We start from the raw sequence: 13,608 nt of genomic DNA on the forward strand, positions 1-13,608 counted from the left end.
CGCTATGTCGCTATGACGGGCGTTCAAGGGATCACCCGCTTGCCGTGCCGATTGATCTTATTTTAGTCCCGCTCGCTCAGCGGCCCCGGATGCGTGGATCGAGCGCGTCGCGCAAACCGTCACCAAGATAGTTCACGCTGAGCACCGTGAGCGAGATCGCAATGCCGGGCAGGTAGACCCGCTCGGGGAATTGCTGCATCCGCTGCACCGCGTCGGCCAGCATCTTGCCCCATGTCGGGAAGTCCGACGGGAAGCCGACGCCAAGAAAGCTGAGTGCGCTTTCCGTGATGATCGCGGTCGCAAGGCCCAAAGTGGCCGAGACCATGATCGGCGACAGCACGTTCGGCAGGAGGTGGCGCTGCACGATGCGGAAGGGCGTGGTGCCGATGGAGCGCGCGGCCAGAATGAACTCGCGTTCCTTGAGGGCAAGGATATCGCCGCGCACGATGCGGGCCGTGGGCATCCAGCTGGTGATGGCGATGATGCCGACGATCAGCACGAACATGCCGCCCTCGGGACCGAACGCCTCGCGCAGGGGTTGGCGGAAGAGCGTCACCGCGACCAGCAGCAGTGGCAGGATCGGCAGCGACAGGAACAGGTCTGTCAGGCGCATCAGCAGCCCGTCCGCCTTACGCACAAAGCCAGCCAGAACGCCGACCACTGTGCCGATGATCAGGCTCAGGATCATTGCAGCCCACCCCACGGCCATCGACGTGCGTCCGCCCTGCAGGATTTGCGCAAGTTGGTCGCGGCCCAGCTGGTCTGTGCCGAAAGGGCGGTTCCACGCTGTTTTGGCGCTGGCATCCCAGAGGGCGTTCCAGATCGGACGCATGTCCTTGTTTCGGATGTCGAGCTTTTGGGCATCGACCTGCCAGAGATAGGAGCCAAGTATCACGGCCAGCGTGATGAAGACGAGGAAGCCTCCGCCGAACATCGCGCCCTTGTGTTTGCGGAGCTGGTCCCACACGTCCTTCCACTGGCTGCGCGGCGGCGCCATCGGGCCCTTGTCGGCGAGCGCCTCGATCTGGTTTGGGGTAGCGTTCACGGGCTCAGTCATAGCGGATCCTCGGGTCGAGAAGGCCGTAGAGGATATCGGCAATCAGGTTGAAGAGAACGATCAGCACGGCAAAGATGAAGGTCAGCGTCATCACCATCGGCAGGTCATTGGCAAAGAGTGCTGTGATCAGCAATTGCCCGATGCCGTTCACCTTGAACACGTTTTCGGTGATAATCGCGCCGCCAAAGATCGACGGGACGTTGAGCGCGATCACGGTGATGACCGGGATCATCGAATTGCGCAGCACGTGAACCGTGACCACCACGGCTTCGCTCAGCCCCTTGGCGCGGGCGGTGCGGACGTAGTCCTGATTGAGGTTGTCGAGCATCGAGGCGCGCATGTAGCGGCTGATCTGGGCCGTCGTCTGAAGCGCCAACACCATCACCGGCAAGATCATTTGTTGCAGCTGGAGCTTGAAGGCGGCCCAGCTGTCCACGACGAGGGTCGTGTCATAGATCGACGGGAACCACCCCAGTTGCACCGAAAAGATCACGATCAGCAGTGGGCCGGTGAAAAACGGCGGGATCGAAAAGCCGATCATCGTGATGAACGTGCCGGACTGATCGAACACCGAATATTGGCGGTATGCGGAATAGATGCCGATGGGCAGGGCAATCAGGATGCCCACGATATAGGCCATGCCCACCACCCAGAGCGTCTGCGGAATACGCTGGATCACGATGTCCATCACCGGGCTGCGGGTCTGCCACGAGATCACGCGCAGTTCGCCCTGATAGAGCTGCGTGTCGGGCAACCAGCCCAGAAGGGTGCTGGAATTGGTCAGGTAGTCGATAAAGACCTTGGGTTCGATCCAAAAGACCTGAACCAGCCATTTCCAATATTGCACCAGCGGCGGTTCACCCACGCCAAGAGCCTGGCGCATCTTTTCCTTGACCTCGGGGGGAACGGTCAGGGGCACCTGCGCCATCGGGTCGCCGGGGGCGAGTTGCAGTAGCATGAAAATGACAAAACTGATGAACAGAAGCGTCGGAACGGCAAGAACAAGTCGTCGGACGGCGAAGGTCAGCATCGTATGGCGCCTCGGGTCATGAGTCTTTTACAGAAATCGAAAAGCAGGGTGGGCACTGGGCCCACCCTGCAGTCACTGACAAGCGATCAGTTGGATTCGATGCGGTACCAGTCCGCAACGTTCCAGAGTTCGCTGTCCCAAACGTTCAGCACAACACCGCCAAGCGTGTTGGCATGTGCGGACAGACGGCCACGGTGGACCAGCGGGATCATCCCACCATTGTCGGTCATCATCGCGCTGAGTTCACGACCGATGCGCTGACGCTCTGCCATATCGGCGGTTGCGCTCAGCTCTGCATGCAGGGCGTCGAACTCTTCCATGCAGAAGCGGCTGATGTTTTCACCCTGCCACTGCGTTTCGGGGCGCGGTGCGTTGGCGCACAGACCGTTGCCAAGATAGGATTGCGGGTCGGTGCCGTTGAAGGTGTTGGCGTACATCTGCACGTCGGCGTAGAACTTCTGGAACGTGTCGGGCGAACCCGCGTCACCACCGAAGAACACCGAGCTGTCGACGTTGCGCAGTTCGACTTCAAAGCCAATCTGTTCCCACCATTCCTTGATCAGCGCCTGGAAATCCTGGCGAACAGCGTTGGTCGATGTCTGGTACAGGATCGAGAGCGGCACGCCATTGTGTTCGCGCACGCCGTCGCCGTCGCTGTCGACGATGCCAGCTTCATCCAGCATTGCCTTTGCACCGTCGATGTCCTGCACGTCGCAGCCTTCGAATGTGGACGCGAAGGCTTCAGGCGCGGGAACCCAGGAACACCCGACCTTGCCGGCCTGACCATAGCCGATTTCCACCAGCAGAGGACGGTCGATGGCCATGGACATGGCTTTGTAGACCGCCGGTTCCTGCAGGAACGGATGCGGGTGCATCGCGGTCGAGCGTTCGCCTTCCGGCAGGCTCGGGTCGGCCCATGTCTGGTTGATCATAATGCGCTCGAGCAGCGGACCAAAGCCAGCCACCGGCACACCTTTACCGCCTGCTTCCATCTGCGCGATCACATCAGGCGCAAGCTGGAGGTTCCACGCGTAATCGAATTCGCCAGTTTCCATCACGGCCTGACCCGCCGCGCGGGCGTCGCCACCACCTTTGAAGGTCACGCTTGCAAAGGCAGGCTTGGCCGGGTCGCGGTAGTTCGGGTTGGCCGACATGGTGATCACGTCGTTCGGTTTGAATTCGTCAACGACAAACGGACCGGTGCCGATCGGGTTGAAGTTCTGTTCGGTGCAGGTAGATGCGGCAGCACCGAGGCAGTTTGCGAACTGTGCAGCCTGCAGGATCGGGCTTTCGCCGCCAACGAACGGGCCATACGGGTTCGGTGTTGGTCCGTCAAAGGTGACGACCACGGTCAGGTCATCCGGGGTTTCAACGCTTGTCACGCCATTGAACTTGGTCAGCTGTGCACAGCCGCCTTCGGGGTGGGTGCAATATTCATGTGTGAATGCCACATCCGCCGAAGTGAAAGGCGTACCATCGGACCACAGCAGGCCCGGTGTGATTTTCCATGTGATCGAGGTCAGGTCTTCGCTGACGCCGCCATTGGCCACGGTCGGGATTTCAGCGGCCAGCCACGGCACCAACTCGCCTTGTTCGTTGTACCGTGCCAGCGGTTCCAGAATCATCGACGCCGCTTCGACGTCCTTGGTCCCGCCCGAAAGGAACGGTGTCAGGATCGAAGGCGCTTGCCAGTAAATGATTTTGACTTCGCCGTCTGAGCCACGCTCGGCAAATGCGGCGGGCGCCAGGGCTACGGCAGCGGCAGCCCCCAAAAGTACGGATTTGAGTTTCATTCGTCTCTCCTTGTTGGACATAGTTTACCCATGTCGTTTTCCTTGGTGGGAGCCTTGGGCGCCTGTTCCGTCAGGTTTTCGGTGCAAAAGCCCGGAAATCACCCTGAAAACGCGAAAGTTTTCCCCCTATGTGCGCATCGAAACAGCTTTTGAGCAAAATGCAAGTCCCGCAGGAGCGATAACATGGACGACGTCGAGACAGAGTTTGACTCTGGCCCTGCGTCGGTTAGCGTTTGAGCAACGAGTGAAAAAGGACCGCGCCCATGCCGGATGGCAGCATCGCCAAAATCGAGAATCTTCGCGTCGAATTTCAGACCAAGTCCGGCACCGTTGTCGGCGTCGAGGATGTTTCGTTCCACATCAATCCCGGTGAAACTGTCTGCGTGGTTGGCGAATCCGGCTCGGGCAAGTCGGTGTCGTCGCTGGCACTGATGCGCCTGATTGAATATGGTGGCGGTGACATTGCGGGGGGACGTTTGCTGTTCGACCGCAAGGATGCGGGCGAGGTGGACCTGTCCAAAACGGATCAGGACTTGATGCGCACGATCCGTGGCAACGAGATCGGGATGATCTTTCAGGAACCCATGACGGCGCTGAACCCGGTCTTCACCGTGGGCAAGCAGCTGACAGAAGGGCTGCGGCTGCACAAGAACATGACCAAGGCGCAGGCCGAGGCCCGCGCACTTGATCTGATGCGGCAGGTGCGCATCCCGGAACCAGAGCGGCGGTTGAAACAATACCCGCACGAACTGTCCGGCGGGATGCGACAGCGCGTGGTCATTGCGATGGCGTTGGCGTGCGAGCCACGATTGCTGATCGCGGACGAGCCAACGACGGCGCTGGACGTGACCATTCAGGCCGAGATTCTGGCCCTGATGGACCGGCTCAAACGTGAGACCGGCACGGCAGTGATGTTTATCACGCATGACATGGCGGTGGTGGCACAGATGGCAGACCGCGTGGTGGTGATGTTCCGCGGCAATAAGGTCGAAGAGGGAACGGTCGAAGAGATCTTTGAGAACCCGCAGCATCCTTACACGAAATCGCTTCTGGCGGCGGTGCCCAAGCTGGGCGAGATGACGGGCACAGACCTGCCGCGTCCGATGCGCCTTTTGGGGCGTGACGGGTCCGAAGTGCCGCCGATCACCGGGTCGGACGAGGTCCTGCTCGAAGTCAAGAACCTGACCACGCGGTTCGAAGTCAAAGGCGGGTTCTTCCGGCGGACGGTGGCGAATGTACACGCGGTCGAGGATTTGTCCTTTTCGGTGAACAAGGGCCAGACCCTTAGCCTTGTGGGCGAATCCGGGTGTGGCAAGTCCACGGCGGGCCGGTCGATCCTGCGGCTGGTCGAACCGATGCAGGGCAGCGTGTTCCTTGACGGCAAAGACATCATGTCGCTGACGCAGTCCGAACTGCGCGAGGCGCGGCGCGACATGCAGATGGTGTTCCAGGATCCGTTTGCCTCGCTCAATCCGCAGATGCAGCTGGCCGATCAGGTGTCCGAACCGATGCGCAATTTCGGCATGGGATCGAGCGGCGAGATGCAGAAACGGGTCGAGATGCTGTTCGACCGGGTGGAACTGCCGCGCAGCTTCATGCAGCGCTATCCACACGAACTGTCCGGCGGCCAACGCCAGCGGATCGCGATTGCGCGGGCGCTTGCGCTGAACCCCAAGCTGATCGTGTCAGACGAGGCGGTGTCGGCGCTGGACGTCTCGGTGCAGGCGCAGGTACTGAACCTGATGCTGGAATTGCAGGCGGAACTGGGAATTTCCTTCCTGTTTATCAGCCATGACATGGCCGTGGTCGAACGGGTCAGCCACCATGTCGGCGTGATGTATCTGGGCCGGATTGTGGAAATCGGCCCGCGCCGCGCGGTGTTCGAAAACCCGCAGCACCCCTATACGCAGGCGTTGATGAAAGCCGTGCCGATTGCCGATCCGCGCAAACGCAAGTCCGAGAAGTATTTGAACTTCAAACCGATTCCGTCGCCGATCCACGGGTTGGACTACGAACCGGAGCCGTCGATCTACCGCGAGGTGGAGCCGGGTCACAAAGTGCTGATCACCGACAGCGGCTACTGAAACCTGCCGTAAACGCCGCTAAGGTCCGCACATGGTACGAGTGTTCAGATGGCTTTCCCGCGGCCTGATTGCGGTCTTCGCGCTTTTGACGTTGGTGGCATGTGCGCTGCACGTGACCCAGACCGAAGGCAATGTATCTGTCGCGCCGCCTGAAGCGGCGGCGCTGAGGATCGCCAGTTACAACGTGCATTACATCTGGCTGGACCGCGAAACGGGGCCGTGGTCGGTCGGTGATTGGGAACGGCGCAAAGGGCCTTTGGACAGCGCTTTCAAGGCGTTGCGCGCCGATGTGGTGGCGTTTCAGGAAATGGAGAGCTTTCGGCGCGGTGATGATGGGTCGGTCAATCTGGTCCGGGATCACTTGACGGCGGGCAATCCGGCCTACGGCGTTGCTGCCACCGGAGATTGGCAGACATTCCCCACCACGCAGCCGATATTTTACTTGAAAGAACGGTTGCAACCCGTTGATCAGGGGTGGTTTTTCTTTTCTGATACGCCTGATGTGATCTATTCGCGCACCTTCAACGGCTCGTTCCCAGCCTTTGCGTCATGGGCACAGTTCGAAGATCGCGAGACGGGTCAAAGGTTCCGTGTGGCCAACGTACATTTCGAATATTCCAGCCGGTCGAACAGGCTGTTGTCTGCCGCTTTGGTGCGGGATCGCCTGAAGCCGTGGATCGACGCCGGTGAAACGGTGTTCCTTGTAGGTGACCTGAACGCCCTGCACGGGGCGCAGACGATGGACATTCTGGAAGATGCGGGTGTCGTCTTTGATCGCTCGCCCGGTGCAACGTATCACCTCAATCGCGGCGTGCATGTGCTTGGGGCGATCGACCATCTGTCCCGTACACCGAACGTGACGCTGGACGCAGGGCCGGTCGTTCTGCAAGAGAAGTTTGACGGCGAATGGCCTTCGGACCATCATCCCGTTTACGCAGACTACCTGCTCCCCTGACCCGCAAAGTGAGACCATGCAAAACCGCCTGAGCCCGCGTGCCATTCTTGACCAATTGGTCCAATTTCCCACTGTCAGCCGTGACACCAACCTGCCTTTGATCGACTGGGTCGAGGCCTATCTGGCCGAACACGGCGTTCAAAGCCATCGGCATGTGAAATCCGATGATCCCTTGAAGGCTGGGCTGTTTGCCCATGTCGGGCCAGAGGTTGCGGGCGGAGTGGTGCTGTCGGGTCACACGGATGTTGTGCCGACCGATGGTCAACCATGGAGCACCGATCCCTTCTCGGTGACCGAGAGGGACGGCAAACTCTACGGGCGCGGCACCACTGACATGAAAGGCTTTGACGCGCTCGCCATCTGGGCGCTGGTCGAGGCGCATCATCGCGGCGTGACACGCCCGGTGCAGATCGCGCTGAGCTATGATGAAGAAATTGGCTGTACTGGCGCGCCGCCTTTGATTGAGGCGATGAAAGGTATTGTGCCGCGCGCTGACACGGTGATCGTGGGTGAGCCGACCATGCTCAAGGCGGTGACGGGGCATAAGGGCAGTGTCAGCTACACCCTTCATGTTCACGGGTTCGAGGTGCATTCCTCGGTTCTGCACACCGGGGTGAGTGCGATCATGTATGGCGGCAAACTGATCGAATGGGCCAACCGCATGAACGACGAAAGTGCCACCGCAACGCCCGCGCCGGTCGCGGCCATGTTCGATCCGCCTTACACGAATGTGCATGTCGGCGTGATCCACGGCGGCACCGCGCACAACATCACGGCCAAGGATTGTGAGCTTGTGATGACGATCCGCGTCGTTCCCGGTGAATCGCTGGAGCACTGGGATAACAGCCTGCGCGCCGCTGTGGCCGAGGTCGAGGCGCAGATGCAGGCCGTGCGTCCGGAAACATGGATCGAGATCACGCCGAACTCTGCCTTGCCGCCGTTCAAGTCTGACGATGCAGGCAATGCGGAAACGCTGGTGCGACAGTTGACCGGGGATAACGGCAAGCAATACGTGTCCTACGGCACCGAGGCGAGCCACTTCCAAAGCGCGGGCTATTCGGTTGTGGTGTGCGGCCCCGGTGACATTGCTGTTGCGCATCAGCCGGATGAATTCATCACGGTTGACCAATTCAACAAAGGACAGGCGTTCATGGAGCGTTTGCTGGATCACCTCTCGACATGATCCCATTCCCGATTTCCGAACAAAGCCCGATAGCCTTTGCCGGGCCATTGCCCGCTGAGACCGATGTGGTGGTCGTCGGCGGTGGTGTCATTGGCGTCTGCACGGCGTTGTACCTTGCCCGCAAGGGGCGGCGGGTAGTGCTGCTGGAAAAGGGGCGCATCGCGGGAGAGCAGTCTTCGCGCAACTGGGGCTGGATCCGGCAACAGGGGCGCGATCCGGACGAACTTCCCATCATGGTCGAGGCGAACCGCCTCTGGACCGAATTGGCCAGCCAGACCAATGTGGATATCGGGTTGAAGCGGTCAGGAGTGACCTATTTGGCCGAGAGCGAGAAAGAGCTTCAGGGCTTTGCCGATTGGCTGCCTTTCGCCACGGCGCAGGGTGTGGACACCGAGTTGCTTGACCGCGTGGCGCTCAAGGCACGGTTCCCGGAACTGGCCAAGGGTGGTTTTACCGGGGCGATCACCACCCCGTCCGACATGCGGGCCGAGCCGTGGGTCGCGGTCCCCGCGTTGGCGGGCATTGCGGTGCGCGAGGGTGCTGTGATTGTCGAGGGATGTGCCGCGCGCAAGCTGTACCTTGAGGCGGGGCGTATCACCGGCGTGTTCACCGAAGCCGGTCGCATCGCCTGTTCGGATGTAGTGGTCGCCGGTGGTGCGTGGTCCTCGCTCTTCCTGCGGGCACATGGGGTGTCGATTCCGCAATTGTCGGTGCGGGCGAGTGCAGGGGCGACCGAGCCTGTGCATCTGCCCCATCAAGGTGCGGCGGCTGCGGGCAAGTTCGCTTTTCGCACGCGGGCTGATGGTGGGGCGTCACTGGCGGCAGGGGGTTTTCACGAGTTGTTCGTTGGGCCTGACGCGTTCCGGGCGCTGCCCAAGTTCCGCGCGCAGTTGATGGCGTCTCCGTTTGGGACGCGGTTTCTGCCTGCGGCGCCCAAGGGCTATCCCGATGCTTGGAGCACCAAACGGCAGTGGGCCGAGGATGAAGTGACGCCCTTCGAGGGCATTCGAGTGCTGAACCCGAAACCCAATGCAGGCAAGCTGCGCAAAGTGGCGGCCGAGGTGGAAAAGCTGTTCCCCGAGGTGGGGCCGATCCGCTACCGCGCGATGTGGGCGGGGATGATCGACACTATGCCCGATGTCGTCCCGGTGGTGGACCGGGTAGACGCGATCCCCGGCCTGACCATTGGCACGGGCATGAGCGGGCACGGCTTTGGCATCGGGCCGGGGATGGGCCGGGTGCTGGCTGATCTGGTCTGCGGCTACGCTCCAGGGCATGACCTGCGGCGGTTCCGTTTGTCGCGTTTCAGTGATGGCAGCGCGATGGATTTGGGTCCGGCGCTTTAAGGCGCTTGTCCTTGATGTTAGCGTCGGTCAGTGTGCCCCTGTGAAATTGGAGGGCCCATGCCAGTCAAGAACAGCATTGCACAAAACTCGGGCACCATCACGGAGTGGCGGCGCTATCTGCACCAGCATCCCGAACTGATGTATGACGTCCATGAGACTGCGGCTTTCGTGGCGGACAAGCTGCGCAGCTTTGGCGCGGACGAGATCGTCACCGGCATTGGTCGGACCGGTGTTGTTGCAGTCATCAAGGGGCGCACGGACACGAAGGGGCGGGTGATCGGGCTGCGGGCTGACATGGACGCGCTGCCGATCAGCGAAGCCTCTGGTGTGGACTATGCCAGCACCGTTCCGGGCAAGATGCATGCCTGTGGCCATGATGGGCACACGGCGATCCTCTTGGGGGTGGCGCAATACCTGACCGAGACCCGGAATTTCGACGGGACGGCCGTGCTGATTTTCCAGCCTGCCGAAGAAGGCGGCGCAGGTGGTCTGGCTATGGTCGAGGACGGTTTGATGGACCGCTGGAACATTCAAGAGGTCTACGGCCTGCACAATTCGCCGGGCATTCCCGTTGGCCATTTCGCCATCCGACCGGGACCGTTGCTGGCGTCCTCTGACGAGTTCGAGATCGTGGTGACAGGGAAGGGCGGCCATGCGGCGGCACCGCACGAGGCGGTAGATACAACGCTAGTGGCGGCGCAGATCGTGGTTGCGCTGCAATCGGTGGTGTCGCGCAACGTCAATCCGGTGCGGCCTGCGGTGGTGACCGTCGGCACCTTCCAGACCGACAGCAACGCATCGAACGTGATTGCCCATTCGGTGCGGATGGAAGGCACAGTGCGGACATTGGCGACCGAAGTGCGGGCACAAGCCGAAGAACGGATTCGCGCTTTGTGCGAACACACGGCCTCGGCCTATGGCGCGACAGCCGAGGTGATCTGGACGCCGGGCTATCCGGTGACGGTGAACCACCCCGACCAGACCGCATTTGCGGTCGAGGCGGCGCGGGCGGTGTCGGACCATGTGGATGATGACACCGATCCGATCCTGCCAGCGGAAGACTTTTCCTACATGCTTGAAGCCCGACCCGGAGCCTATATGTTCCTCGGCAATGGCGACACCCCGATGTGCCACCATCCAGCCTATGTTTTTTCAGATGACGCGATCCCGCTTGGTTGTAGCTGGTTCGCGGAACTGGTCGAACGCCGGATGCCGGTCTCGGCCTGACACGCAACGAAAGGAGGCAGTTCATGCCCGTGAAGAACCGATTTGCCGAACTCCAGGACGAAATCACCGCATGGCGCAGGGATTTGCACGAAAACCCCGAAATCCTGTTTGAGACGCACCGCACCAGCGCCTTGGTGGCAGAGCGGCTCAAGGAATTTGGCTGCGATGAAATCGTCACCGGCATCGGGCGCACCGGGGTTGTGGGTGTGATCAAGGGCAAGAGCGACACCTCGGGCAAGGTCATTGGCCTGCGGGCCGATATGGACGCGCTGCCGATCCACGAGCAGACGGGGTTGGAGTATAAATCCAAGACCGACGGCGCGATGCATGCGTGCGGCCATGACGGCCATACCGCGATGCTGCTGGGCGCGGCCAAGTACCTGAGCGAGACGCGCAATTTCGACGGCACTGTCGTGGTGATCTTCCAACCCGCCGAAGAGGGTGGCGGCGGGGGCCGCGAGATGTGTGAAGATGGTATGATGGAACGCTGGGGCATTCAGGAGGTCTACGGCATGCATAACTGGCCGGGCCGTCCAGTGGGCAGCTTTGCCATTCGCCCGGGCGCATTCTTTGCCGCGACCGACCAGTTCGACATCACCTTCGAGGGCAAGGGTGGCCACGCCGCGAAACCGCAGGAAACCGTGGACACCACCGTGATGGCCTCGCAAGCGGTGCTGGCCTTGCAGACGATTGCCAGCCGCAACGCCGATCCGATTGATCAGGTGGTGGTGTCAGTCACCTCGTTCGAAACCTCCTCGAAGGCGTTCAACGTGATCCCGCAGCGGGTGCATTTGAAAGGCACAGTGCGCACGATGTCGACGGAAATGCGCGATCTGGCGGAAACCCGGATTAAGGCGATCTGTTCGGGCATTGCCGCGACCTTTGGTGGGACGGTCGACGTGAAATACCATCGTGGTTACCCGGTGATGGTGAACCACGACGCACAAACCGAGTTCGCCGCCGAGGTGGCCAAGTCCGTATCTGGGGGCTGTGAAGAGGCCCCATTGGTCATGGGGGGCGAAGATTTCGCCTTCATGCTCGAAGAACGTCCCGGCGCGTATATCCTTGTCGGCAATGGCGACAGCGCAGCGGTGCACCACCCGGAATACAACTTCAACGACGACGCGATCCCGGCAGGCTGTTCCTGGTGGGCCGAGATCGTGGAGCGGAGGATGCCTGCGGCTTAAGCGGGTCATCAACGGGAATGGAGCGGCGGGCTGTGATGGCCCGCCGTTTTTAAGTCGCCTTAGCAAACAAAGGCGTTTGACTGGCACGGTCGGGTTTAAGGCGGTCGTTGTTAATTGACTTGCTGTATGCCATGACAAATGCTGCGTCGCAGCAACATCGGACCATCGGAGAATCCCATGCCAATTGACGAAGAACGCGATACGCGACTGACGGTTTTCCGGGGGCTCACCTTGAAGTGCCCCTCTTGCGGTAAGGGAAAAGTGCTCTCCGGGTACCTCACAGTCAAAGATGAATGTGCCTGTTGTGGTCAGGAGCTTAAGCACGCAAGCGTCGACGATGGTCCCGCATATTTTACGCTTATGGTCGTGGTTGCTTTGATATTCCCGATGTTTGGCGTCATTTATTCGCTGTTTGAGCCTGAGCCGATTTGGGTCGCTCTTTCGATGATGGCGCTTTCAACCATTCTCGCCCTGGTCATCCTTCCACGGGTCAAGGGGGTGTTTATCGGGTTCCAATGGGCCAAGAGGCTGCACGGCTTCTAGGGACACGGACTGCGCCGCAAGTGCGTTTGCCTGAGACGTTGTCAGCCACAGATTGGAATTGCATCGGGCGGGCCATGCCGCCCGATCTTCTGCGTTTTAGTCCTCATACCCGCGCTTATGTTTGCTCTTGTTGCTGACGGCCTCTTTCACCACCCGGCCAAAGGATTTCTGCCGGGCGCGGGCGGCGGCGATGGATTCCGAGTTGTGCTGATCCTCGCGCCGCAGTTTTTGCCAGCGGTCGAACCGCGCTTGATCAAGCGTGCCGTCCTTGAGAGCGGCCTTGACAGCGCAGCCGGGTTCGCTGGCATGGGCGCAGTTGGAGAACTTGCACTGTGCCGCAAGGGTTTCGATGTCGTCAAACAGCTCTTCCAGCCCGTCGCTGGTTCCCGAGAGCTGTAGTTCGCGCATTCCCGGCGTGTCGATGAGCCAGCCACCGGACATCGTCGGTCGTAGGGCTCGGTGGGTGGTGGTGTGGCGGCCTTTGGCGTCGTCCTCGCGGACGGTCTGCGTTGCCTCGGCCTCTCCGGTAAGGGCGTTGCGCAGCGTGGTCTTGCCGACGCCTGACGAGCCAAGCAGAGCGAGGGTTTTCGCATTGCTGCACCACGCGTTGAGGCGTGCCACGTCTTCGGGGTCTTTGGCGTTGACGGCGATGGCGGTGACCAGCGGGGACAGGCGTTCGGCTTGCCGTCTGTAGCTGTCGGGATCATCGCATATGTCGGCCTTTGTCAGGATCACCAGCGGCAGCGCGTTCGATGCGAGGGCAAGTGCCAGATAGCGCTCCAATCGCGCGACGTTGAAATCGGCGTTGCAACTGGTGACAAGGCCCACGGTGTCGACATTGGCCGCCATGCGCTGTGCGCCCACGGCGTGGCCCGCCGCGCGGCGGTGCAGGTCGGTGACCGGGTCAAGGCGGCGGATCGCGCTGGTGCCATCGGTCAGAACCCAGTCGCCGACGGCGTAGGCCCCGGCGCTGTCGGTGGGGATCAGTCGCATTTCGCCCGCTTCGGACAAGGCCACAAGCTGGCTGCGGTGCACCTCGGAGATGCGCGCAGGGACGAAGGGGGTATCCTCTTCGGTAAGCTGACGCGCAAAGTGGTCCGACCATCCAAGGTCGGCGCGTGTGTATTTGGTCAAGGGTTTGATCCTGTCGCTGAGACACCTGCCCCGGTGGGGCGTTCACATGGTCCGGGTGCGGCGATCAGC

General features: G+C 61.1%; 11 protein-coding genes. 7 read left to right on the forward strand and 4 right to left on the reverse strand.

From position 1 onward, the window contains the following. Positions 1-76: 76 nt before the first annotated feature. The 3 genes from ACK3EW_RS07155 to ACK3EW_RS07165 all read right to left on the reverse strand — a co-directional run bounded on the left by ACK3EW_RS07155 (position 77) and on the right by ACK3EW_RS07165 (position 3,880). Positions 77-1,057, reverse strand: coding sequence for an ABC transporter permease (locus tag ACK3EW_RS07155; protein ID WP_493809036.1), 981 nt, complete (start codon positions 1,055-1,057; stop codon positions 77-79). Further along, complete coding sequence (locus ACK3EW_RS07160; protein ID WP_439120927.1) at positions 1,050-2,087, reverse strand: ABC transporter permease; 1,038 nt, start codon at positions 2,085-2,087, stop codon at positions 1,050-1,052. Before ACK3EW_RS07160 ends, ACK3EW_RS07155 begins: the two co-directional genes overlap by 8 nt. A gap of 86 nt (positions 2,088-2,173) precedes the next feature. After that, on the reverse strand, positions 2,174-3,880 hold the full coding sequence (locus tag ACK3EW_RS07165; protein ID WP_439120928.1) for a peptide ABC transporter substrate-binding protein: 1,707 nt from the start codon (positions 3,878-3,880) through the stop codon (positions 2,174-2,176). 263 nt (positions 3,881-4,143) lie between these two features. Between ACK3EW_RS07165 and ACK3EW_RS07170 the strand changes: the two genes are divergently transcribed. From ACK3EW_RS07170 to ACK3EW_RS07200, 7 genes are all read left to right on the forward strand, one after another. Beyond that, positions 4,144-5,964, forward strand: a complete 1,821-nt coding sequence (locus tag ACK3EW_RS07170; RefSeq protein ID WP_493809037.1) for an ABC transporter ATP-binding protein — start codon at positions 4,144-4,146, stop codon at positions 5,962-5,964. A gap of 31 nt (positions 5,965-5,995) precedes the next feature. Continuing rightward, complete coding sequence (locus ACK3EW_RS07175) at positions 5,996-6,919, forward strand: exonuclease/endonuclease/phosphatase family protein (RefSeq protein ID WP_493809038.1); 924 nt, start codon at positions 5,996-5,998, stop codon at positions 6,917-6,919. A gap of 16 nt (positions 6,920-6,935) precedes the next feature. Continuing rightward, entirely contained in the window at positions 6,936-8,102 is a 1,167-nt protein-coding gene (argE, locus tag ACK3EW_RS07180) for an acetylornithine deacetylase (protein ID WP_493809039.1), read from the forward strand. After that, entirely contained in the window at positions 8,099-9,448 is a 1,350-nt protein-coding gene (locus tag ACK3EW_RS07185; RefSeq protein WP_493809040.1) for an NAD(P)/FAD-dependent oxidoreductase, read from the forward strand. The genes argE and ACK3EW_RS07185 overlap by 4 nt, the downstream gene beginning before the upstream one ends. A 57-nt stretch (positions 9,449-9,505) precedes the next feature. Then, complete coding sequence (locus tag ACK3EW_RS07190; RefSeq protein ID WP_493809041.1) at positions 9,506-10,675, forward strand: M20 aminoacylase family protein; 1,170 nt, start codon at positions 9,506-9,508, stop codon at positions 10,673-10,675. A gap of 23 nt (positions 10,676-10,698) precedes the next feature. Next, positions 10,699-11,862 (forward strand): M20 aminoacylase family protein, encoded by a 1,164-nt coding sequence (locus ACK3EW_RS07195; protein WP_493809042.1) that lies wholly within the window; start codon positions 10,699-10,701, stop codon positions 11,860-11,862. A 177-nt stretch (positions 11,863-12,039) separates the two neighbouring features. After that, the gene (locus ACK3EW_RS07200; protein ID WP_493809043.1) at positions 12,040-12,405 is read left to right on the forward strand and encodes a DUF983 domain-containing protein; all 366 of its coding nucleotides are present in this window, start codon (positions 12,040-12,042) and stop codon (positions 12,403-12,405) included. Between the two features lie 96 nt (positions 12,406-12,501). Here the strand turns inward: ACK3EW_RS07200 and rsgA are convergent, their stop codons facing one another. After that, entirely contained in the window at positions 12,502-13,539 is a 1,038-nt protein-coding gene (rsgA, locus tag ACK3EW_RS07205) for a ribosome small subunit-dependent GTPase A (protein WP_493809044.1), read from the reverse strand. Between the last annotated feature and the right edge of the window lie 69 nt (positions 13,540-13,608).

Source organism: Marivita sp. NO-S04 (genome assembly GCF_059070475.1).

Coding starts and splice junctions, on each gene's coding strand:
- ACK3EW_RS07155 (WP_493809036.1), bottom strand. CDS start 1,057: ATGACTGAGCCCGTGAACGCTACCCCAAACCAGATCGAGGCGCTCGCC.
- ACK3EW_RS07160 (WP_439120927.1), bottom strand. CDS start 2,087: ATGCTGACCTTCGCCGTCCGACGACTTGTTCTTGCCGTTCCGACGCTT.
- ACK3EW_RS07165 (WP_439120928.1), bottom strand. CDS start 3,880: ATGAAACTCAAATCCGTACTTTTGGGGGCTGCCGCTGCCGTAGCCCTG.
- ACK3EW_RS07170 (WP_493809037.1), top strand. CDS start 4,144: ATGCCGGATGGCAGCATCGCCAAAATCGAGAATCTTCGCGTCGAATTT.
- ACK3EW_RS07175 (WP_493809038.1), top strand. CDS start 5,996: ATGGTACGAGTGTTCAGATGGCTTTCCCGCGGCCTGATTGCGGTCTTC.
- argE (WP_493809039.1), top strand. CDS start 6,936: ATGCAAAACCGCCTGAGCCCGCGTGCCATTCTTGACCAATTGGTCCAA.
- ACK3EW_RS07185 (WP_493809040.1), top strand. CDS start 8,099: ATGATCCCATTCCCGATTTCCGAACAAAGCCCGATAGCCTTTGCCGGG.
- ACK3EW_RS07190 (WP_493809041.1), top strand. CDS start 9,506: ATGCCAGTCAAGAACAGCATTGCACAAAACTCGGGCACCATCACGGAG.
- ACK3EW_RS07195 (WP_493809042.1), top strand. CDS start 10,699: ATGCCCGTGAAGAACCGATTTGCCGAACTCCAGGACGAAATCACCGCA.
- ACK3EW_RS07200 (WP_493809043.1), top strand. CDS start 12,040: ATGCCAATTGACGAAGAACGCGATACGCGACTGACGGTTTTCCGGGGG.